This window comes from Bacillus cereus group sp. MYBK95-2 (assembly GCF_051915225.1).
In the GTDB taxonomy this organism is placed as follows: domain Bacteria; phylum Bacillota; class Bacilli; order Bacillales; family Bacillaceae_G; genus Bacillus_A; species Bacillus_A cereus.
This window is the reverse complement of sequence record NZ_JBQAEH010000002.1, coordinates 836,036-857,849: the sequence shown is the minus strand read 5'-3', so window position 1 is coordinate 857,849 and position 21,814 is coordinate 836,036. Positions and strand designations below refer to the sequence as shown.

Sequence of the window (21,814 nt, the reverse complement as noted above, 5' to 3'; positions counted from 1 at the left end):
TCTTTTTCACCTCGTTTTTGGAAAGTGAAACTCACTTTCTATTCAGCCTATATATTTTGCGTACAATCGTTTTGCTATTTTCACATCATTTGTCCCATGAATAAATGCCCTACCGTCTGTAAATAAAACGAAATGATATTCATCAATTAGAAATGATAGTAAGTACGGCGTTTTTTGGACATGTACAATTTTTTGTAATCTTTTTTGGATTTCGTTTAAATTTAGAACTCTCTTTATTCCTGAAGAGATTTGAACTGTATTCCGTCCGCATAGCACCTCCGTTTTCACCTGTGATTCAAATGTTAAACTTGGGTACGTACGTGTATTTCCGCAAGATGGACATGTACTTTTTTTCTGTTTATTTACTTTTAATGAGAGAAATTGATTGTTCCAAATATCAAATGATAACATTGTTCCTCGTAGCGTCTCGAAATCATCCACCAATATTTTCATTGCTTCTGTCACTTGGTGAGCAACAACCATCTGTACAGCTGGCTGAATAATTCCCGCTGTATCACATGTTGCACCGCCCATCGGATGATCCATTAAGCAGCGAAAACATGGTGTTTTTCCTGGAAGACTTGTATACGTTACACCGTAACTTCCAACGCATCCACCGTATATCCAAGGTATATTTTCTTTTTGTGAAATATCATTTATAAGTAGGCGCGTATCGAAGTTGTCAGTGGCATCTATAATGAGATCCACTTCTTTTGTTAACTCTTCTATTTCTTGCATTGTGACATCCATTACAACTGGTACAATTTCCACTTCAGAATTAATCTTTCTTACATGTTCTGCCGCTGCAATTGCTTTTGGTTTGCATTGTTTTGCATCTTCTTCTGTATATAACTGTTGCCGTTGTAAATTACTCCATTCGACATAGTCACGATCGGCAATTGTCAATTTCCCAATTCCCATCCTAGCGAGTGCTTCTGCATTCGCAGCCCCTAGTGCACCCGCACCGATTAGGAGCACATGCTTTTCTCTTATTTTTCTTTGTCCCATTTCACCAATTCCAGAAAACAACACTTGTCTTGAATAACGCTCTTGCATAAGAAATCCTCCTTTCACTATCCACCAATGTAAGACATTTCAACTTTTGGACGTTTACTTGCACTCTCAACCGTTCTTTCATCTGAATATCGATCTGTTCTATATCGCCATGTATGTTGTAAAATTTTTAATAGTGAGGCATCAGAAATATTTTCTCGAAGAAGCGTTCGCAAATCCGTTCCTTTTTCTCCAAATAGGCACGTAAAAAACTTACCATCTGCCGAAATACGTGCTCTCGTACAAGAAGAACAAAATGACTCAGAAACAGAAGTAATAAATCCCACTTCTGCATTACTCCCTACATATCGATACAATTTCGCAACCTCTCCAAAGTAACGAGGCTGAGCGGGCTCAATTGGATATACACGATTAATTTTCTCTATTAATTGTTCCTTCGTAATAACTTGTTCAAAGTTCCAGCCGTTTGTACTGCCCACATCCATAAACTCTATAAAACGGAGCTGAATTTCTTGTTCTTTAAAATAACGAGCCATATGAAGAATTTGACTATCATTCACTCCTTTTTTTACGACCATATTTACCTTTACTTCTAACCCTACCTTCTTTGCTTCTTCAATTCCTTTTAATACAGGTTTTGTGCTTACATTTCGTCCATTAATTTTTTTGAAGACATAATCCTCTATCGCATCTAAACTAATATTTACACGCTTTAATCCCACTTCTTTTAACGCCTTTGCTTGTTTTGCTAAATGAATACCGTTTGTTGTGAGTCCAATATCTTGTAAGCCCTCTAGATTTGCAAGTCTTGCAATTAACGTCGGTAAGTGTTTACGCAATAAAGGTTCACCGCCAGTAAGCCTAATTTTATTTACTCCCATACTTATAAATAATCTCGCTAATCTTTCTATTTCATCGAACGTTAATAAAAGCTCTTCCTGTAAAAAAGCATAATCAGGTCCGAACACTTCAGCAGGCATACAGTATGTACACCTAAAATTACAACGATCAATAACTGAAATACGTAAATCTTGAAGTGGCCGCTTTAAAGAATCTTTCATGTTCTCGTGCATCTCTATCCCTTCTTTTCTGCTACAATCCTTAGTAAGCTTTCATTTTTTTATTTGCCTTCATTATAAAAAAGAAGCTACATATTCAATGTGACTTTTCTCACATTACTTTCCCCATTCAAAAATTTTTCACAAATCCGTTCGAATTTTGTTCACATCTTTAATCTCATCTACTTTGTCTATTGAATTTTTCAAACTAAAAACTGAAAATCTCTTCCCCTTACGGTCATTGAAATTTCAATTTATTTTTAAAATAGCTCTTGCATTTTCATCATATTTACACTCAAAATAGGAAATGTATTGCTTATAAGAAGAAAGGTGATCACTGTGGCAAACAGTATGACATTATCTCAAGATTTAAAAGAATTACTTGCATCTGTTGAATATAAAATGCAAATTAAAAAAGGTAGTTTTATTTTTCAGGAAGGTATGGAGGCAACCGAACTCTATATCATCCACTCAGGAAAAGTACAAATTAGTAAACTTAGTGCTGACGGACAAGAACTAACACTTCGAATTTGTTCGGCATACGACATTATTGGAGAATTAACATTGTTCACGGATAATGCGAAGTATTTATTAAATTCAAAATGCCTTGAAGATGTTGAAGTAGGCGTTATAAAGCGTGAAGCGTTAGAAAAAGAATTACTCCAAAAACCAGCTCTTGTATTTGAATTTATGAAATGGATTAGTGAACATTTAAGAAGAATGCAAACGAAGTTCCGAGATTTAGTATTACATGGCAAAAAAGGTGCCCTATATTCTACTCTCATACGAATGACAAATAGTTATGGTGTTTTAAAGGAAAATGGTATTCTCATCGATTTACCATTAACGAATCAAGAACTTGCTAATTTCTGTGCAACTTCACGTGAAAGTGTAAATCGAATGTTAAATGAATTAAAAAAGCAAGGTACAATTTCTATTCATAAAGGAAAGATTACAATACACGATTTACAATTTTTAAAATGTGAAATTGCTTGTGAAGATTGTTCTGCTTCTGTTTGTAGTATTGATTAGCGTCTTATTTAGATGCTAATCTTTTTTCAATTTAAGCCATTTATTAACGGTTATTCCCTCTGTAAACAAAAACGAGGCCTTCCATATTAGACCTCGTTTCGTTTTAACCATTAGCTCCTATCCGTTTACAGCAGTATTATTTTTTCAATTCATTAGGAATACGTCTTCTGTAAATTACATAACTACGGCTTACATATTTAATTGGGGCACTAAATACATGTACTAGTCTTGTAAATGGCCATACTGCGAATAAACCCATCCCTGCAAGAATATGAATTTTAAACCATACTGGTACTTCCATCATATATTCAACTTTCGGTTGGAAAATAAAGAGGCTTCGGAACCAAGGGCCAATTGTTGTACGATAATCAAATCCTTTTGAATCGATATTTAAAAATGTTGAAGAAAGTCCTGCTAGCATTACGATAAGTAATAAAATAAGCGCAATATAATCTCCCTTTGTACTCGTTGCAATGATACGTTTTACAGTTACGCGGCGGTACGTTAATATAATTAAACCGATGATAGAAGCAACACCTGCCGGAAGCCCAAAACTAATTGCTACTACATGATACATATGCTCAGAAATACCTGTTGAACGGTATACAGCTTCTGGAATTAAAATCCCCATAACATGACCGCCAATTACGAACATAATCCCAAAGTGGAATAATAGACTTCCGATTCGGAGCATTTTCTTTTCTAATAGTTCACTAGATTTTGATGTCCATCCAAATTGATCATAGTTGTATCTAAAAATATGTCCACCGATAAAGATTGCAAAAATGATATAGGGAAACAATACCCATAGAAATTGATCCATCATTTTAACAACTCTCCTTTCTAATTTGTCTGTACACCCCATGTATCGATAGCGAGTAGAACAGCCGCAAGAATTGGTTCATACATACTACCTGCTTCTTTTAACTGAACGTGTAATGCTTGTATGTTCTCCTTGTATTTACTCATAATTGGTTCACTGTCTTGCTCATTTGCATTTGCAAAAAACTCAAGCAATAGCGGTAAATAATCAGGTAATTCTTTATCTGTTACTTCAAAACCTGATTTTTTATAATGCTGTTTTAACTCCAGTAATTCAATACCTCTTTCTCTTTGTTCACCAGTGTTCATATAAGTAAGATACATATTTGTTTTCTTACCAAAATCGAATGTATATACGTAACTATCAATCAATTGATCATTTGTTTTATTTAGCGCTTGTTTTATAAATGTTGCAAGTGAAGCTTTAACATCGTCCTGTTCAATCGCTTCAATCTCTTCTAGTAATTCAGTTAAAGCTTCCCTCCACCCTAGTTCAGGATAGGAGAGAAGGAATGAAGAACAAGAAAAAGCAGTTTGTAAACTTTGTTTCATATTTTTCTGCCCCCTTTATTTAAGAAATTGTCATACAAGAGCCTGGACCACCTGCGAATGCTAAACCACAGCTTCCTTGTTCGCTATATAAATCTGCCACTTGTTCACGATGAGTGCCCGGAATGACGAAGCGATCTTTATATTTCGCAATAGCAAGAAGACGATACATATCTTCTACATCCTGTTTTGTTAAACCAAGTTCTTTTAATACAGCTTCATTTGGCTCTTTATTAATTTGCAGCGCTCTCATATGCGTTCGCATAACAGCCATTTTCTTCAATGTAAGACGAATGTGTGATTCATCTCCTGCAGTGAGTAAATTCGCTAAATATTGAATTGGAATACGCATATTATCGATAGCAGGGAAAATCTCTTCTGCTTTCCAGTTACTTCCTTTCCCTTCCACCATATTCATAATTGGGCTAAGCGGCGGGATATACCAAACCATTGGCATTGTACGATACTCTGGGTGAAGAGGTAGAGCAATTTTCCAATCGATAATCATTTTATAGATTGGTGACTCTTGTGCCGCTTTAATCCATTCTTCAGGAATGCCTTGTTTTTTCGCTTCAGCCGCCACTTCTGGATCATTTGGATCTAGGAAAACAGTAAGCTGAGATTCATATAAATCTTTTTCGTCTTCAACAGACGCTGCTTCTTTTACTTTATCAGCATCATATAGCATTACCCCAATATATCTGATACGTCCTACACATGTTTCTGAACAAATTGTTGGCATACCAGCCTCAATACGTGGGAAACACATTGTACATTTTTCAGCTTTATTCGTTTGCCAGTTAAAATACACTTTTTTATATGGACAAGATGATACGCAGAATCTCCAAGCACGACATGCATTTTGATCCACAAGTACAATCCCGTCTTCTTCACGTTTATACATTGCACCAGATGGACAAGATGATACGCACGATGGATTCATACAATGTTCGCATATGCGTGGTAAATACATCATAAAGACGTTTTCAAAATCAGTTTTAATTTCTTCTTCCATTTTCTTTACGTTCGGATCTTGTAATCCTGTTATATGTCCGCCTGCTAAATCGTCCTCCCAGTTTGGACCCCATTCAATTTTGTCGATAAATTCGCCTGTAATTGCTGATTTCGGACGAGCAACTGGTTGATGCTTACGCTGTGGGCTATTTGTTAATGTTTCATAATCATAATTCCAAGGTTCAAAGTAATCATCAATTGTTGGTTGATCTGGATTGTGGAAAATGTTCATAAGACGTTTCATTTTCGAACCAGATTTCAGCTGAATTTCACCATTTTTCAATTCCCAGCCGCCTTTATATTTCTCCTGATCTTCCCATTGCTTCGGATAACCAATGCCAGGTTTCGTTTCTACGTTATTGAAATACATATATTCAGCACCTGGACGATTTGTCCAGGTGTTTTTGCACGTTACGCTACAAGTATGGCAACCGATGCATTTATCTAGGTTCATAACCATTCCGACTTGTGCTTTAATCTTCAAGCCAATCTACCTCCTTCAGTTTGCGAATTACAACGTTTAAATCGCGCTGGTTCCCAGTCGGACCATAATAGTTAAATCCATAACTTAATTGACCGTATCCACCAATCATATGTGTTGGTTTAACGTGAATTCGAGTTGGACTATTATGCGTTCCCCCCCGGTTACTTGTTAATTTCGTACCAGGTACGTTAATATGACGATCTTGCGCATGGTGCATAAACGCCATTCCTCTCGGTATACGATGCGTTACAACAGCACGCGCTACAACAACACCGTTACGATTAAAGCACTCAATCCAATCATTATCTGCAACACCCACTTCAGCAGCGTCCTCTTTATTCATCCAAACAGTTGGACCACCTCTAAATAGCGTTAACATCGGTAATGAATCGAAGTACATACTATGAATCGACCACTTATTATGCGGTGTTAAATAGTTTAGTGTAATCTCTTTCCCTTCTACTTCGGGCCGTGATTTACGGAACGGTTTATGTTGCAGAATTGGTTTAAATGTTGCCATCGTTTCACCAAATTCTTTCATCATGTCATGGTCTAAGTAGAAAGATTGTCGACCAGTTATCGTTCTCCAAGGGATAAGACGTTCCACATTTGTTGTAAACGGTGAGTAACGGCGTCCACCTTTTTCTGAACCTGTAAATGCTGGAGAAGTAATTACTGTTTTCGGCTGTGCTGTAATTTGTTCGAATGTGAAGCATTCCTCTTCACGTTCTTCTGCTAAATCACGTAATTTTAGATCTGTTTGTTTTTCAAGTGCTTCCCATGCTTTTACTGCCATATGACCGTTTGTTGTAGAAGATAGTGTTAATACCGCTTCAGCAGCATTGATTGCTTCTTTGATGTCTGGGCAACCTTTCGCGATAGAATCCGTTCGAACAACTCCTAATTTGCTCTTTAATTGCTCATATTCTTTTTCCGCAGACCAAGAGATCCCTTTCGTACCAATCGGTTGTTTTCCGACATTCGGTCCAAGCGCAGTCATTTTGTCATAAATCGTTTTATAATCTCTTTCGACAACATGAATTTGTGGCATCGTTTTACCCGGGATTGGTTCACATTCACCTTTACTCCAATCTTTAATCTTGCCAAGTGGTTGCGCTAATTCTTGCAGTGTATCATGAAGAAGTGGTGTTGCAACAACTTCTTTCATTGGTTCAAGATCAATTTTCTTCGCTAAATCTGACACAGCTTTAGAAAGTGAAGTGAAAATGTCCCAATCAGAGCGTGCTTCCCACGGTGAACCGATTGCTGGATTAAAAGGATGCACAAATGGATGCATATCTGTACTACTTAAATCATGTTTTTCGTACCAAGTTGAAGCTGGTAATACGATATCAGAATACAGTGCTGTTCCAGCCATACGGAAATCTAAATTAATAAGTAAATCAAGCTTCCCTTCTGGTGCTTCTTCATGCCACTTAATTTCTTCTGGTCGTAATGAATCACTATCGTCATTCATTAATCCGTTTGTTGTACCTAGTAAATGTTTTAAAAAATATTCGTGCCCTTTACCGGAACTTGAAATTAAGTTCGCACGCCATACGAATAAGTTGCGCGGGAAGTTATTTTTGTTATCTGGATCTTCAATCGCAAATTTCAGTTCTTTTTCTTTTAGTTTTTGTGCAACGTATTTTCCGATTTCTTCTTGTGTTGTTGCACCAGCAGCAACAGCTTCTTTATATAGTTCAATTCCATTTTTCTCAAATGTAGGATAAGAAGGTAACCAACCAAGTCGCGCCGCTAAAACGTTATAATCACCGTGATGTTGATAACGAGAGTTTCCTTCCACTGGTGATGCTAAATGTCCAACTGGTGTATCTTCATAGCGCCATTGATCTGTTACGAAATAGAAGAAAGATGTACCATTTTGTAATTTTGGTGGCCCTTGCCAATCTTTTGCCATCGCGATTGTTTGCCATCCTTCTGCTGGTCGTAATTTTTCTTGCCCAACGTAATGCGCCCAGCCACCGCCGTTTACACCTTGTGCCCCAACGAGAAGTACAAGATTTAAAACGGCGCGATAAATCGTATCAGAGTTAAACCAATGGTTAATACCAGCTCCGACAATAATCATTGAGCGACCGTTCGTATCAACAGCATTTTGTGCGAACTCACGAGCGATTTGAATAATAAGCTCACGTTTTACTCCTGTCATTTTCTCTTGCCATGCAGGTGTAAACGGAACGTCATCATTGAAGTCTTTCGGCTCTTGTCCGCCAAGCCCTCGGTTCACACCGTAATTTGCTAACGTTAAGTCGTATACAGTTGTAACGAACACTTCGCCTTCTTCTGTCATAACCTTTTTCACTGGAATTGTACGTTCTAATACTTTGTTTCCATCATCAGAGAAGTACGGAATTTGTACCGTTCCAATCGATTCTTCCATTCCAAGTAAAGAAAGACGTGGATCAATCTTTTCACCTGTTTCTTCATCTTCTAAACGCAAGTTCCATTTCTTTTCGTTATCCCAACGTGAGCCCATTGTGCCATGAGGTGTTGCAAAATCATTCGTGTTCTCGTTCCAAAGAACAGGTTTCCATTCTCCTAACTTCGTTTCGCGTCCAATATCAGCAGCGTTTAAGAAACGATCAGCAACGAATTGATCTCCTTTTTGTTTCAATGTGACAAAGAAAGGAAAATCAGTATATTGCTTCGCATACTTTGTGAAATATTCCACTTGATTATCTACGTAAAATTCTTGTAAGATCACATGCCCCATTGCCATCGCAAGTGCACCATCTGTACCTTGTTTCACACTAATCCAATCATCTGCAAACTTTGTAGATTCAGCGAAGTCAGGACTGACAGAAACGACTTTCGTTCCTTTATATCGAACCTCTGCTAAAAAGTGAGCATCTGGTGTTCTCGTCATCGGTACATTTGAACCCCATGTCATAATGTAACCAGAGTTATACCAGTCACTACTTTCTGGTACATCTGTTTGATCGCCCCAAATTTGCGGAGAAGCTGGTGGTAAATCTGCGTACCAATCATAGAAACTAAGCATTGGTCCACCCATAAGTTGCATAAAGCGGCTGCCTGCAGCATGACTTAACATCGACATAGCTGGAATTGGCGAAAAACCAACATTTCGGTCTGGACCGTATTTCATTACTGTATATAATAATGAAGCTGAAACGAGTTGTAACACTTCATCCCAATTCGCACGAATGAATCCCCCTTTACCACGTGCCTGCTTATACTTTCGTGCTTTTTCAGGGTTTTCCACAATGCTTTTCCAAGCATCTAATGGTGACTCATTATTTTGTAATTCCTCTTGCCACACACTCCAAAGAACACCACGTACATACGGATATTTCACACGAAGTGGACTATAAATGTACCAAGAAAAACTTGCTCCACGTGGGCAGCCTCGCGGTTCAAAATCTGGCATATCAGGACCTGTCGTTGGATAGTTAAGCTCTTGCCCTTCCCACGTCACAATTCCATCTTTCACATATATATTCCAGCTACATGAACCAGTACAGTTCACGCCGTGTGTAGAACGAATTACTTTATCATGCTGCCAACGCTTTCTGTACACATTTTCCCATTCGCGATCTTCATATGTTTCTTGTGTATGATTATCGTTATAACGATCTATTGGTGAAAAATATTTTAAACGTCTCATTAGTGCTGAAGGTTTTTTCTTCATACTGTTCACTCCTTTAATACGTCTCTCTTACATACCCTTACTATAAGAGAGGTTGTAAAATACAGATGTGACATTTCGCACAGTTCAAGAGATTGTCAAAAATTCAGTAGAAAATAAGTTTGTGAGAAAATCTTGTGTTCCGTTGTGAAGATTATGGTTAATCTTAATTATTAGGAGAATGGTATTTTGAGGTATCGACTATTTTGCAAAAGAAAAAGAGTTTTGATATTATTTCAAAACTGCCATAAGGAAAAGAGTATAAATTGTATGTAAAAATATTTTTCCCAATGTTATTATTTTATATCGAGTCTTATTTTACATAAAACTACAAATCATTATTTACTGTATTGCCCTTAGTTACGGAAACAATTATACTAGATGTAATTGAAATAAATAATCTGAATATTCTCAGAATTTAAGTTAGACCTTTACTATCTACATATAGAATTAGAAATATGTCCACTAAATTGATTAGAAAACGATAATAACATTAGGAGGATTACGATGCCCCAGCTTGATTCATTACATCCCACTGTAGAAAAAATAATCAATAATATTGAAAAAATAATGGTCGGAAAACGAAAAGAAACAATCTTAGCTTTGACAGCTCTCTTAGCTGAAGGTCATGTGCTATTAGAAGATGTTCCTGGTGTCGGGAAAACAATGCTAGTACGTGCTCTTTCTAAATCCATTGATGCTGATTATAAGCGAATTCAATTTACACCTGATTTATTGCCGTCAGATGTAACAGGAGTTTCTATTTATAATCCGAAAGAGCTCCAATTTGAGTTCAAGCCTGGACCAATTATGGGGAATTTTGTACTTGCTGATGAAATTAATCGTACATCTCCAAAGACACAATCTGCTTTACTTGAATGTATGGAAGAAGGCAATATTACAATAGATGGTATTACAAGACCTTTACCAAAGCCGTTCTTTGTCATGGCTACACAAAATCCGGTCGAATATGAAGGAACATATTCTCTACCAGAAGCTCAGCTCGATCGTTTCTTATTGAAACTAAAAATGGGATATCCTACACCAGAAGAAGAATTTGAAATTTTAAATCGGATGGAAAAAACAAATCCACTCTCTCAATTACAAACCATTACTACAATACAAGAATTACTTTATTTACAACAAAGCGTACGGGTAGTAAGTATGGACAAAGCAATTAAGCATTACATTGTAAAGCTTGTTAATCAGACTCGTACGTACAGTTCTATACAGTTAGGTGCAAGTCCACGTGGCTCGATTGCTTTAATGAAAGCTTCACAAGCTTATGCATTTATCCATGGCAGGAATTATGTTATTCCAGACGATGTTAAATTTTTAGCTCCTTACGTTTTAGCACATAGACTCATTCTAAAAATGGAAGCAAAATTTGAAGGAATAACAGGAGAACAAGTTATCGGAAAAATCGTTGCACGAACTACCGTGCCTACTCAAAGGACGATGAACCCTTGATAAAACGAATGCTGCGAGCGCTATATCACGTTATGAAGTTATTGCTACTCCCTTTATGCCTAGTCTTAACATTTATATACGCTATGTTTCAAGGCGGGTTTGTCAGTTGGTTTTTGTTTTACAGCATAATTCCCATTGCTCTTTATTCGCTACTACTCCCCTTCTACGCTTTACGGGACGCTGAAGTAAAGCGAATAACAAACCAGAATGGATATGTAGTAGGAGAACAATTTGTAAGCACGATTACAATAAAAAGAAAATTTCCTTTTCCCTTACTTTATTTAGTTATAGAAGATGAACTGCCACCACAATTTATAAGTTGTAAACAAACAAAGATGAATAAGGTAGTACTCTTCCCAGGATTGAAACGAAATATTTCGTTTCAATATGTTATTGACACAATCCCTAGAGGCGAGCACACTTTTTCAAGCGTTCGTGTCAAAACCGGCGATTTATTCGGCATGATAGAGAAAGAAGTAACTTTTTCAGTTCCAGATACATTTTTAGTCTATCCCCAGTATGTAGATATAGCATATCGACAATTGGAAAATCATTTCGAACAAGGAGCGCTTTCAGCAAATATAAATTCAGCAAAAGACTCTACAATCTCTGTCGGTGTCAGAGACTATAAACCTGGTGATCGCTTTTCATGGATTGATTGGAAAGCAACTGCACGAACAAACAATATTATGACAAAAGAGTTTGAACAGCAGCGCAGCCATAATGTCATGATATTCATAGACAGAACCGAGTCTCCTCTATTCGAATCAGTCGTCACATTTACTGCCTCTATCGTAAGGGCTGTCTTGAAACAAAATTCACCAGCATCATTCGTGTCTATCGGAAAAGAACAAACTATCTTCCCTTTAGACAATGGAGATACGCAGTTACAACAAATCCTTTGTCATTTAGCAAAAGTGCAAGCAGACAGTGTATTCCCGCTCTCCCAGAGTGTAGACATGGAACTAAGAAAAATTTATGAGCCCGTCACGGTTATACTCGTGACCAGTAATCTTTCTCCCGATATTCAAAAGGCGGCTGATTGTGCTGCTATAAAAAATAGAAAATGTATGGTTTTTGTCGTGAAAGAAAAAGCGAATCAACTTTCACACCGAGAAATCAGTATAATAGAAACTCTAAAAAAACGACAAATATTTGTAAACACGGTTTATGAAAACCGGTATACAAACGTGTTTTTTGAGGTGAGCAAATGATAACATTACAAACAAAATACAAGTGGGATACGAACAGATTCTTTATGCATGCATGTGTATTTCTTCTTTTACTAGAATGGCTAAGACCTCTTATAGGCATTACAAATGTAGGTAGATTAGATATTTTCGTAACATTTATAGGAATTTGCTTCGCTCTCTCTTTTTTTCAGACGAGGTGGCAGATTCCAATAAAAATTGTCACAGTCCTATTTATCATTCATTCCCTATATTATAAAAATGCTTTTATAAATCTATCTTGGCTAACAACATTCTTTTCTGATATGTCTCGAAATTCCTCCCTATTTTTCCAAGGGAATTTACTAGATATTTCTCCAGTTTTTCCGACCGTTTTATTTTTTCTCTCATTTTGGTTTTTGAGTTCTTTCACTTCATTTTGGATTATTCATAAAAAACGTGGGTTTCTATTTCTTGTATTGACTATTATTTATATCGCAACTTTTCATAACTTACATTTATACAATGCAAACTACGCTATTATTCGAACTGTTGTCATCGGATTTTTTATGCTTAGTCTTCTTCAAGTAGAACGAATAAAAGAGCGTGAACACTTACAAAATTATGCTAGGGAAATCTCAAAATTACTTAGACCACTTACAATATTTATTGTATTATTAGCAACCATCGCATACTTTGCTCCAAAATTTGGCCCTCAATGGCCAAACCCAATGGATTTTTTAAAATTCAACACATCTGAAGCAAGTAAAGAACAAAAAGTTTCTACAATTGGGTATGGTTTAGATGACTCGCGATTAGGTGGTCCTTTTAAGGCGGATCCTACAATTGTTTTCACAGCACGAACGCAAAACAAACACTATTGGAGAGTAGAAACAAAAGATTTCTATACAGGAAAAGGCTGGGAAATTTCTGAAAATCCGAAAAAGATTTCTTTTAAAAATAAAAACGACGTCGTAAGCTGGTACGAACAAAATACAAAAACGGAAACGACTGAGGCAACAATTACCATGCAAAAAAGTTACCCTCACCTTACCTATCCAGCAGGATTAGTATCAGTTGAGGCTTCTTCTGATGTATCATACAGTGTTGACCCGTTTTCAGAAAAAATTTATACAATGAATGAAGACTCTTCTACTACTTTACATTCGTATAAAGTAACATATGAGATCCCTGAGTTTTCCATAGAAAACTTGAAAGCTGTAAAAACAAATGAAGGTCAAGAAACAAACCCTTATTTTATGACAAAGTACACACAACTTCCCGAGTCATTACCACAGCGCGTAAAAGACTTGGCTGTCAATCTTACAAATGATAAAGACAACCGATATGATAAAGTATTAGCTATTGAAAATTACTTCACAGACAACTCTTTTACATACGAATCAACGAATGTCTTATTCCCTGCCAAAAGCCAAGATTATGTAGATCAATTCCTTTTCGATACAAAAAGCGGCTACTGTAATAATTTTTCGACGTCTATGATTGTACTACTTCGTTCTGCCGGGATTCCTGCTCGCTGGGTAAAAGGCTATACAGAAGGAACTCTTGACAATACACTTGCCTCTGCAGAAGGTGCGGATGTTTATACAATCACGAACGATAACGCACACTCTTGGGTCGAAGTATATTTCCCAGGATACGGATGGATTCCATTCGAACCAACAAAAGGATTTACCAATCCCTATAATTTTATAAATAATACGCCTGCTCCTATTTCACAAAATAGCGAAGCAAATAATTCTAATAACGAGCAAATACAACAACGAAATAATGAAGCAAAACTTAAAAGTTTAATAGAAAATACAGAAGAAGCTTCTACTAAAAAGGTCACAAATTCTAAAACTAGTTTTTCTTGGTGGTACGTATTCCTCTCTACGATACTAATTAGTATTATAGGATACATTCTCTTCACCACTAGAATGAAATGGATGACATTTCTTATTATTCATTTCTATAAATACCGAAAAAATGATGCTGTTTATCAAAAAGCTTACGGTGCACTTTTAAAACAATTTGCGAGAATTGGCATACCACGGAGTGAAAGTCAAACATTCCGAGAATACGCTCTCCATATCGATACACTTTACAACTCGGCCGATATGCAACAACTTACTGCCAGTTATGAGAACGCTATGTATAAACAGGAGCAGGCTGCAGAAGAATGGAAGAAATCTGTACACTTATGGGAAGTGCTTATGAAAAAAGCAGCTTCTCTGCCTAAATCAGATGGCTTTGATACAGTTATTTAATCTTGAAAATGTGAGTTTAAAGAAAACGTCTCAAAGAACTACATTGTTCTTTGAGACGTTTTTTAATAAAGTGAAACTCCTAATTATTCTCCAAGTACCTTCTCAATCTCAACTTCTAAATCTACCGGCTTCGTCTGCGGCGCAAAACGCCCTACTACTTTCCCGTCTTTTCCGATTAAAAACTTCGTAAAATTCCATTTCACTGCTTTCATACCGAGTAAACCTGGTGCTTGTTCTGTCATGTATGTATATAAAGGATGAGCCTTATCACCTTTCACATCAACCTTTGCAAACATTGGGAAGTTTACACCGTAGTTTAATTCACAAAAACTAGTAATATCCGCTTCTGTACCTGGTTCTTGTCCCCCGAATTGGTTACAAGGGAAACCGAGTACTTCTAGTCCTTGGTCTTTATATTTATCATATACCTCTTGTAATCCTTTATATTGTGGTGTGAAACCACATTTGCTAGCTACATTGACAATAAGAAGTGCTTTTCCTTTGTAATCTTTTAACGATTTTTCTTCACCTGTAATTGTTTTAGCTGAAAAATCATAAACTGTCATTGTCTTTGCCCCTCTCTTCACTATCATTCTATGTTTATACTATACTACATTCGTGAATATACAGCTCTTATTACGTACTTATAAGTTGTAATGATAGCGCTTTATTTCTGTTCGAAAATTCGACACAAACTACTAGACTTTTATGATGGAAAGTTTTACAATTGAAATGTGAACAAAATGTGACAGTTTATATTCCATTATAAAAGAAAAGGATGGTGTTCATTATGAAAACTGCACAACATGAAACGATTTCAAATCGCGAGTTTTATTTCGTACTATATATGATGTTATTGTATGTTACTGGCTGGGTAATCGATGTAAATGGTTTATTCTTAAGCTCCTACTTTAATTTAGCAGGAGAGATTATGCTTCCATTAGTAGGCGGGATTGTTGGACTGTTCATTATGTCTATTAATAAACAACAAACGAAATAATAATATTACAAAAAGGCAGAAGACGAGCTTCGTTTTCTGCCTTTTTTCTATTTTAGCGTATAATAAAAACATGCAGTATATAAGGAGTGGTAACTATGAAAAAAGTAGAGCAATTATCTTCTCACCTATATCTTATTGATGATTTCGATTTACAGCATAATGAACGAACAGGTACGTACGTTTTATTAGGTGACGATATTACTTTAATTGAAACTTGTGCAGCCCCTTCTCTTCCGTATATTTTAGACGGCTTACAACAATTACATATTGATTTAAACGATGTTAAAAACATTATCGTTACACATGTGCATTTAGATCACGCTGGCGCAGCTGGTTTAATGATGGAACAGTGTCCAAATGCTACGTTATATGTGCATTCTCGTGGTGCTCGTCATATGATTGATCCAACAAAACTTATTTTAGGTGCAAAAGCTGTCTACAAAGAAGATTTCGATAAACTCTTTTACCCAATTCTTCCAATTGAAGAAGAACGTGTTCATATTGTACAACATGGTGATACGTTAAAAATTGCAAAAGACCGCACCCTTACATTTTATGATACACCAGGACATGCGAAGCACCATATTAGCATTCACGATTCATTAACAAACGGGATTTTTACTGGCGATACAATTGGAATTTATTATAGAGAACTCGCAGACGTTGATGTAGAGTTATATCTACCATCAACGTCCCCTTCACAATTCCAACCAGATGCGATGATTGCTTCTAAAAATCACATTCAAAGCATGAATGTAGATACTATTTATTTCGGTCATTACGGCGCATCCTCTCATGTTACAGAAGTATACAATCAATTGGAACATTGGCTACCTATTTTCGTTCAGACTGGTAAGGAAGTCTTTGACAAGTATAATGATTTCGATGAAGCGACTAAAGCTTTACAAACTTTGTTAATGGATAAAATCTCTTCTCATCTTACAAAGTTAAACGTTCCATCAGATCATTCCGTTTATAATATTTTACATTTAGATATAGAAATTAGCGCAATGGGCATTATTGATTATTTCACGAAGCAAGAAAAAGCAAACTCCACTATTAACTAACAGTAAAAGAAGAGATATACAACAGTAGTTATTGTATATCTCTTCTTTTTTTGAATATATTTTGAGTAAAGGATGGTGGAATATAATGCAAAAATTGATGCTATACCTCTGCTTCACATTATTTATCGTCTTATTATTATTTGTAGGAGTAAAAATTCAATTTTATTTAGATACAGATGCACAAGTGAACTTTAACGTTTATCCAAGATTATTCTACTTTACACTCTTCCCTCTTATAGTTGGCATTTTATTACGATTCCTTCAATCTATTAATCGCGAAACGAGTAAACAAAACTGGAGCTTTCAACCGGATAAATTTATTGCTATTACAGTGCCTACACTATTCATTTCCTTTTCCCCAGCACTACTCTTTTCACCACTTGCCAAATACCTACCTTATTTAGTTAATATTATTCTAATAAATACAACTTTTGTTACGATTATTAGTTTAATAGCTGGTTATTCCCTTTTAGATTGTTTTATACAAAAGGACAATGCAACGATGAAAAAATATAATTGAATGCTCTATTTTCTTTTAATAAAGAAAGCTCAAAGCTAAAGCTTTGAGTTTTTTTACTTATCTCACCTTTTCATCTACATACTCCATAAACTGCTCCGCTTTAATAAATCTTTCTTTGTACGCCTCAGGTACTTCTTCTATTTTTATTGCACCAGTTGATTTTATCTTCACTCGTACTATTTCATGTGTCATTAAAGCTTCCATATAGCGATCAAACTCTTCTTGCGTTAATACTTCTTTACTAGATTTATGACCATTTAATTTATCAAAGTATGGTTGAAGGCCCATACTTACCTTTTTCATTTCTTCTCTTTTTGCTGGTGATAATCCATCATAATCTATATTACCGTTCGAATCTCCGTACGCAAGCTTTGCATTAGTTAATTTTTTCAGTTCTTTTGTAAACTCTTCATATTCCTTCGCACCCATTTCATCTTTCGCTTCTGATAATTTTGCATTAAAACGCATATACGTTTCTAATGTCATTGCTCCGGCATGTTTTTTTAAATTCTCAAAAGATCCATATATACCATCCGCCATAATAGATTGGTACGCAAAACCTGTCGTCGGGATTAAAAGAGCTGCTGCAAGTACTCCTGCGATAAGGCGTTTCTTCCTCTTACTCCCGCCGTGCTTCATTTTTATTTGCACGATTACTTTTTCTTTTAAATCCGGCGGGGCAACAATACCCTTTGCTTCTTCTTGTATAGATTCCCTAACTCTACAATCTAAACTCATTTCACATTCCCTACCTCTCCTAAAAAAATTTCTTCTACTTGCTCTTTTTGACGTAGTTTCTTTAATGCCGCATGAATTCTAGATTTCACTGTACCGATTGGAATATGTAATATTTGTGCTACTTCTTCTTGTGAATAATCGTGTAAGTATCTTAAGATAATAACTTGTTTCAATTTATACGGTAATTTATGAATGAGTTCGATTAGTTTTTGGTTTGATATTTTACTTACAACATCGTTAGAAAAATCAATTTGCACTGGCTTTCTTTGCTCTTCTGCTTTTTTTATAATTCGTAGTCGCATCCACCTCTTTCTTCTATAAGAATGAATTTGTTTAATCGCAAGCCCAATTAGCCAAGGGCGAAATGGCTTCTCGCTATCATATTTACGAAGCGATTCATATAGCTGTATGTATACTTCTTGAACGACATCATCTACATCCGTTTTATCTTCAATTAAAAAATGTGCTGTTTTATATACTTCTTGAATCGTTACATCATACAATTCGCTATACGCTTCTTTATTGCCTGATAAAGTTAATTGAATTAAATGTGCGTAATCTATTTCACCCTTCATATTCCAGCCCTCCTTTGTCTTACACTATATATTGGCAGGTAATTCATATTTCGTTCGATTTTTCCGAAAAAGTTTTTTATATAAATTAATATAATGATCCACTGAGTTCATAAGCTTCACTTATAACCACACATAACTATTATATAATTTTCCAATTTCTGATAAAGATTTAAAATAATTTATATAGTCAAATTTAGGAGGACATATAATGAAAGCTATCGTTGTAACGTCGTTCGGTGGTCCTGAAGTGATGAAATATACAGATTTTGATATACCGGCTATTTCAGAAGATCAAGTTTTAATTCGCGTAGTTGCTACTAGTGTAAATTTCGCTGATATTAAATCACGTTATGGCAAAAAAGGAAATAAAGCACTACCTTTTATTCCAGGTATAGATGCCACTGGTATTGTAGAACGTGTCGGTTCTCATGTGAAAAATATTCACCCTGGACAACGTGTCATTGCTTTTCCTCAAAATGGATCTTACGCAGAATACGTTGTTGCAAATGAAAATCTTACTTTCGTATTTCCCCATGAAGTTGACTTTCAAGCTGCAGCCGCTTGTCCAATCGTATCCTTTACAAGCTATAATTTACTCGCAAATGTTGCAAGAATTCAAAAGGGTGAATCTGTACTCATTCATGCAGCTGCTGGCGGGATTGGTACTACCGCAATTCAACTTGCAAAACTATTAGGGGCTAGAACAGTTATCGGTACTATCGGAAGTGAAACGAAAAGAAAAATCGCTTTAGATGCTGGAGCTGATTATGTAATTTGTCATCAAACTGAAGATTTTGTAGAGAAAGTCAATGAGCTGACAAACGGAGAAGGAGTGAATATTATTTTGGACTCTATTTCTGGAACTGTTTCTGAAAGAAGTTTAAACTGCCTTGCTTTTTACGGTCGCCTCGTTCATTTCGGTAATGCTAGCGGTGAAATTGGTAACTTTCAAACGAAAGATTTACATGCAAGTTGCCGCTCTATACTCGGTTTTAGCTTTGGAACCACACGAAAAAAGCGTCCTGAACTGCTCCAAGAAACTGCAAATGAAGTTTTCCGTTATTTGCGTGACGGACGTTTACAAATTAAGGCTACGAAATCTTTTCCACTTCAAGATGCAGGGAAAGCACATGAATGGGTCGAAAGTAGAAAAAGTACAGGGAAAGTAATACTAACTGTTCAGTCCTCTTCCTGAAATGAATACTGGAAACAGAGGTGGCATTCATGGGATCACGAATTATGCATGTTATTATCGCTAACGGTATTGCTGAGAAACTATCTATTCACGATAAGACTTCTTTCTTACTTGGAGCTGTAGCCCCTGATGCTGTTCATTCAAAAAAAGAAAAAGGAACCTCACATTTTTATGCCGGTACAACGAAGAACTATACGAGAAGAATAGATTATGATTCATTTTTTCATAAATATGAATCACATATAGATTCCCCATTTATTTTAGGCTATTATACCCATCTCATTGCCGATGATAATTGGCTAAGTGGATTTTTTCTATCTTGGCTAAAAAATAGAATAGAGAATGACGAAACTATCGCACCCCTGTACTATAACGATTTTAAATTGTTAAATGCAAAGTTGCTTCATCATTACGATCAAGAACAACAGCTTTTCTCTCTTCTCAATCAAGAGGCTCACATTGTGGATATTGAAGAGGTTTCTAAAGAAAACGTTTTAGCTTTTCGAAAGTATCTTTTTGAAGATATGTTGTATCCAAAGCAACATTTGCATGAAGACTTACAAGTATTTACGTTTGACCAAATCGTTGGCTATATTGAGACAGCGATTGAAAAAGGAGTATTTTTTATTAAACAACTCTCTAATGAAAAATCCACTTCAAAAATTTAATCCCCCTCAAATATATTTGAGGGGGATTTTCACATAGCAATATTATTATTGGTTCTTCTCCATAACCGCAAAATAATTCCCTTCGCTATCAGCAAAGTTAAACACTTTACCAGAAGGCATAGTTACCATTTCTCCAACAGTAACATTTTTGTTTGTTAAATCTGTATATAATTGATCAAGATTTTCTGAGAAGAACATTAAGGACGGTGTACCAAGATTCAATTCTGGGCTCATTTTAGAAATAACTTCTTTATTATGTAATATAATGCTCGTTTCTGCACCGTTAGTCGGAGCAATTTCAATCCATCTCATTCCTTGCTTGTTATCTTCCTCTGCTACTACATGAAACCCTACCTTTTCCGTCCAAAAATTTACTGCCTCATCTTGATTATTTACATATAACATAATTTGTCCTACTTTATGGATCATTACATTTCCCCCTAATGGTTTTTATATTCTATGTAGCTTTCTACAAATACTATCGTTATTCCTTTTGAGTTGGTATGTACTTCTTTGCAAAATTTATCGACTGACTCATCCCATCCAGTTCATCAAAATAATCATTTCTTTCAATCATGTTATATCCGTCGAATCCAATTTTATCTAATACTTTGAAGAATATATCGAAATCTACTTCACCATTCCCTGCTGCGACTTCAATATACTTACTTGAACTATCGCTTTTCACCTTTGTACAATCTTTAATATGAGTTTGTACTATATAATCTTTTAGTAGTAACAAACCTTCTCCCGGATTTTCATTTACATCACTTATTAAATTTGCTGGGTCAAAGTTAACAGCTAGTCCTTTCGAGTTTGCAGTTTCTAAAAATCGTTTTAATACTATTGCTTTTTCAGATCCCGTCTCAATGGCGAAGAAGCCTCCAAATCTGAACGCTAAGTCCCCTATTTCATTACAAACACGTAGCATTTTATCATAGTAGGCACTTTTTTCATCATCTGGAACTTTTCCAATATGAGCTGTTATGATCTTTGCCCCAAGCCCCAAACATCTGTCAGTAATATATTTAAACTGATCTATTGCACTCTCAGCTTCTATTCCCATAATTCCATTTTCTCCAAAACTAATTGCTAATGATGGAATCTTTATTCCATTAAAAGATAAGCTTTTCTTTAAAGCATTCCATTCTACCATTGAGATATTAGCTAAGTTAAAGTTTTTATTCATAGCATATAATTGAATATATTCTAAATCCCATTCCCTTGCTTTTTGTATTCCTTCGTTTACTTCAATATGTTTCGTATTTAAAAACATTCCTAATTTCCTATCCATATGTGTACCTTCTTTTTATTATTTCGTGTCAGTTTAATATTCGACTTTTTTTATATTATTTCCTCGTATAAACCAAATAAATAAACTACCCTTTTTTCGATACTCCCAGTAGAAGCATATATATGATAGGCACATTAAAAACACTAATACAATTCCCATTATCGCTTGTTTACAAACAAAAAAGACGTAACTACAAATAGTTACG

The 21,814-nt window shown here is 35.7% G+C and carries 20 protein-coding genes; 9 read left to right on the top strand and 11 right to left on the bottom strand.

The genetic code is table 11. From position 1 onward, the window contains the following. Nucleotides 1-42: 42 nt before the first annotated feature. Nucleotides 43-1,056: a molybdopterin-synthase adenylyltransferase MoeB gene (locus ACTFN4_RS11370; RefSeq protein WP_439962304.1), complete on the bottom strand. Its 1,014-nt coding sequence runs from the start codon at nt 1,054-1,056 to the stop codon at nt 43-45. A gap of 17 nt (nt 1,057-1,073) precedes the next feature. Continuing rightward, nucleotides 1,074-2,087: a GTP 3',8-cyclase MoaA gene (gene moaA, locus ACTFN4_RS11365; RefSeq protein ID WP_439962303.1), complete on the bottom strand. Its 1,014-nt coding sequence runs from the start codon at nt 2,085-2,087 to the stop codon at nt 1,074-1,076. 324 nt (nt 2,088-2,411) lie between these two features. On the opposite strand from moaA, the gene ACTFN4_RS11360 reads away from it, so the two are divergent. After that, the gene (locus ACTFN4_RS11360; RefSeq protein WP_000013859.1) at nt 2,412-3,104 is read left to right on the top strand and encodes a Crp/Fnr family transcriptional regulator; all 693 of its coding nucleotides are present in this window, start codon (nt 2,412-2,414) and stop codon (nt 3,102-3,104) included. 136 nt (nt 3,105-3,240) lie between these two features. Here ACTFN4_RS11360 and narI read toward each other — a convergent pair whose 3' ends face one another. Genes narI through ACTFN4_RS11340 form a run of 4 tightly spaced genes read right to left on the bottom strand, consistent with a single transcriptional unit; the run spans nt 3,241 to nt 9,646 of the window. Beyond that, complete coding sequence (narI, locus tag ACTFN4_RS11355) at nt 3,241-3,930, bottom strand: respiratory nitrate reductase subunit gamma (RefSeq protein ID WP_439962302.1); 690 nt, start codon at nt 3,928-3,930, stop codon at nt 3,241-3,243. 17 nt (nt 3,931-3,947) lie between these two features. Further along, nucleotides 3,948-4,478: a nitrate reductase molybdenum cofactor assembly chaperone gene (gene narJ, locus ACTFN4_RS11350; protein WP_000814216.1), complete on the bottom strand. Its 531-nt coding sequence runs from the start codon at nt 4,476-4,478 to the stop codon at nt 3,948-3,950. A 19-nt stretch (nt 4,479-4,497) separates the two neighbouring features. After that, a complete protein-coding gene (gene narH / locus ACTFN4_RS11345) occupies nt 4,498-5,973 on the bottom strand; it encodes a nitrate reductase subunit beta (protein ID WP_033695472.1) in 1,476 nt (491 codons plus the stop codon). Further along, nucleotides 5,963-9,646, bottom strand: coding sequence for a nitrate reductase subunit alpha (locus ACTFN4_RS11340; protein ID WP_439962301.1), 3,684 nt, complete (start codon nt 9,644-9,646; stop codon nt 5,963-5,965). Before ACTFN4_RS11340 ends, narH begins: the two co-directional genes overlap by 11 nt. Before the next feature lie 504 nt (nt 9,647-10,150). Between ACTFN4_RS11340 and ACTFN4_RS11335 the strand changes: the two genes are divergently transcribed. The 3 genes from ACTFN4_RS11335 to ACTFN4_RS11325 are packed head-to-tail and all read left to right on the top strand — an operon-like array spanning nt 10,151 to nt 14,552. Continuing rightward, entirely contained in the window at nt 10,151-11,113 is a 963-nt protein-coding gene (locus tag ACTFN4_RS11335; protein WP_001135812.1) for an AAA family ATPase, read from the top strand. Continuing rightward, nucleotides 11,113-12,327, top strand: a complete 1,215-nt coding sequence (locus ACTFN4_RS11330) for a DUF58 domain-containing protein (protein ID WP_033666560.1) — start codon at nt 11,113-11,115, stop codon at nt 12,325-12,327. The genes ACTFN4_RS11335 and ACTFN4_RS11330 overlap by 1 nt, the downstream gene beginning before the upstream one ends. Beyond that, on the top strand, nt 12,324-14,552 hold the full coding sequence (locus ACTFN4_RS11325) for a transglutaminase TgpA family protein (RefSeq protein WP_000631787.1): 2,229 nt from the start codon (nt 12,324-12,326) through the stop codon (nt 14,550-14,552). The genes ACTFN4_RS11330 and ACTFN4_RS11325 overlap by 4 nt, the downstream gene beginning before the upstream one ends. Nucleotides 14,553-14,635: 83 nt before the next feature. Here the strand turns inward: ACTFN4_RS11325 and bsaA are convergent, their stop codons facing one another. Next, the gene (bsaA, locus tag ACTFN4_RS11320) at nt 14,636-15,118 is read right to left on the bottom strand and encodes a glutathione peroxidase (protein ID WP_000219441.1); all 483 of its coding nucleotides are present in this window, start codon (nt 15,116-15,118) and stop codon (nt 14,636-14,638) included. A 224-nt stretch (nt 15,119-15,342) separates the two neighbouring features. Here bsaA and ACTFN4_RS11315 point away from each other — a divergent pair, with 224 nt between their 5' ends. From ACTFN4_RS11315 to ACTFN4_RS11305, 3 genes are all read left to right on the top strand, one after another. Further along, nucleotides 15,343-15,552: a DUF3925 domain-containing protein gene (locus ACTFN4_RS11315; protein WP_000844984.1), complete on the top strand. Its 210-nt coding sequence runs from the start codon at nt 15,343-15,345 to the stop codon at nt 15,550-15,552. Nucleotides 15,553-15,647: 95 nt separating this feature from the next. Continuing rightward, nucleotides 15,648-16,619 (top strand): MBL fold metallo-hydrolase, encoded by a 972-nt coding sequence (locus ACTFN4_RS11310; protein ID WP_000754978.1) that lies wholly within the window; start codon nt 15,648-15,650, stop codon nt 16,617-16,619. A gap of 85 nt (nt 16,620-16,704) precedes the next feature. Next, entirely contained in the window at nt 16,705-17,139 is a 435-nt protein-coding gene (locus tag ACTFN4_RS11305) for a hypothetical protein (RefSeq protein WP_439962300.1), read from the top strand. A gap of 57 nt (nt 17,140-17,196) precedes the next feature. Here the strand turns inward: ACTFN4_RS11305 and ACTFN4_RS11300 are convergent, their stop codons facing one another. Together ACTFN4_RS11300 and ACTFN4_RS11295 are read right to left on the bottom strand one after the other, a co-directional pair. Next, on the bottom strand, nt 17,197-17,877 hold the full coding sequence (locus tag ACTFN4_RS11300) for a DUF3600 domain-containing protein (RefSeq protein WP_000050672.1): 681 nt from the start codon (nt 17,875-17,877) through the stop codon (nt 17,197-17,199). After that, nucleotides 17,874-18,452, bottom strand: a complete 579-nt coding sequence (locus ACTFN4_RS11295; RefSeq protein WP_000675556.1) for a sigma-70 family RNA polymerase sigma factor — start codon at nt 18,450-18,452, stop codon at nt 17,874-17,876. The genes ACTFN4_RS11300 and ACTFN4_RS11295 overlap by 4 nt, the downstream gene beginning before the upstream one ends. Nucleotides 18,453-18,660: 208 nt before the next feature. On the opposite strand from ACTFN4_RS11295, the gene ACTFN4_RS11290 reads away from it, so the two are divergent. Beyond that, nucleotides 18,661-19,647 carry a quinone oxidoreductase family protein gene (locus ACTFN4_RS11290; protein ID WP_071740439.1) on the top strand — a complete coding sequence of 329 codons (987 nt, stop codon included), beginning with the start codon at nt 18,661-18,663 and terminating at the stop codon, nt 19,645-19,647. A 29-nt stretch (nt 19,648-19,676) separates the two neighbouring features. Continuing rightward, a complete protein-coding gene (locus ACTFN4_RS11285) occupies nt 19,677-20,315 on the top strand; it encodes a zinc dependent phospholipase C family protein (protein WP_071740438.1) in 639 nt (212 codons plus the stop codon). Between the two features lie 45 nt (nt 20,316-20,360). On the opposite strand, the gene ACTFN4_RS11280 is transcribed toward ACTFN4_RS11285, so the two are convergent. Then, entirely contained in the window at nt 20,361-20,744 is a 384-nt protein-coding gene (locus tag ACTFN4_RS11280) for a VOC family protein (protein ID WP_000581478.1), read from the bottom strand. A gap of 55 nt (nt 20,745-20,799) precedes the next feature. After that, a complete protein-coding gene (locus tag ACTFN4_RS11275; RefSeq protein ID WP_000375202.1) occupies nt 20,800-21,609 on the bottom strand; it encodes a sugar phosphate isomerase/epimerase family protein in 810 nt (269 codons plus the stop codon). Between the last annotated feature and the right edge of the window lie 205 nt (nt 21,610-21,814).

Excerpts from the sequence above, each read along its gene's own strand:
- ACTFN4_RS11285 (WP_071740438.1), top strand. The coding sequence starts at position 19,677 with ATGGGATCACGAATTATGCATGTTATTATCGCTAACGGTATTGCTGAG.
- ACTFN4_RS11370 (WP_439962304.1), bottom strand. The coding sequence starts at position 1,056 with ATGCAAGAGCGTTATTCAAGACAAGTGTTGTTTTCTGGAATTGGTGAA.
- ACTFN4_RS11275 (WP_000375202.1), bottom strand. The coding sequence starts at position 21,609 with ATGGATAGGAAATTAGGAATGTTTTTAAATACGAAACATATTGAAGTA.
- narJ (WP_000814216.1), bottom strand. The coding sequence starts at position 4,478 with ATGAAACAAAGTTTACAAACTGCTTTTTCTTGTTCTTCATTCCTTCTC.
- ACTFN4_RS11280 (WP_000581478.1), bottom strand. The coding sequence starts at position 20,744 with ATGATCCATAAAGTAGGACAAATTATGTTATATGTAAATAATCAAGAT.
- ACTFN4_RS11295 (WP_000675556.1), bottom strand. The coding sequence starts at position 18,452 with ATGAAGGGTGAAATAGATTACGCACATTTAATTCAATTAACTTTATCA.
- ACTFN4_RS11340 (WP_439962301.1), bottom strand. The coding sequence starts at position 9,646 with ATGAAGAAAAAACCTTCAGCACTAATGAGACGTTTAAAATATTTTTCA.
- ACTFN4_RS11310 (WP_000754978.1), top strand. The coding sequence starts at position 15,648 with ATGAAAAAAGTAGAGCAATTATCTTCTCACCTATATCTTATTGATGAT.
- ACTFN4_RS11300 (WP_000050672.1), bottom strand. The coding sequence starts at position 17,877 with ATGAGTTTAGATTGTAGAGTTAGGGAATCTATACAAGAAGAAGCAAAG.
- ACTFN4_RS11335 (WP_001135812.1), top strand. The coding sequence starts at position 10,151 with ATGCCCCAGCTTGATTCATTACATCCCACTGTAGAAAAAATAATCAAT.
- bsaA (WP_000219441.1), bottom strand. The coding sequence starts at position 15,118 with ATGACAGTTTATGATTTTTCAGCTAAAACAATTACAGGTGAAGAAAAA.
- ACTFN4_RS11290 (WP_071740439.1), top strand. The coding sequence starts at position 18,661 with ATGAAAGCTATCGTTGTAACGTCGTTCGGTGGTCCTGAAGTGATGAAA.
- ACTFN4_RS11315 (WP_000844984.1), top strand. The coding sequence starts at position 15,343 with ATGAAAACTGCACAACATGAAACGATTTCAAATCGCGAGTTTTATTTC.
- moaA (WP_439962303.1), bottom strand. The coding sequence starts at position 2,087 with ATGCACGAGAACATGAAAGATTCTTTAAAGCGGCCACTTCAAGATTTA.
- ACTFN4_RS11325 (WP_000631787.1), top strand. The coding sequence starts at position 12,324 with ATGATAACATTACAAACAAAATACAAGTGGGATACGAACAGATTCTTT.
- ACTFN4_RS11305 (WP_439962300.1), top strand. The coding sequence starts at position 16,705 with ATGCAAAAATTGATGCTATACCTCTGCTTCACATTATTTATCGTCTTA.
- narI (WP_439962302.1), bottom strand. The coding sequence starts at position 3,930 with ATGATGGATCAATTTCTATGGGTATTGTTTCCCTATATCATTTTTGCA.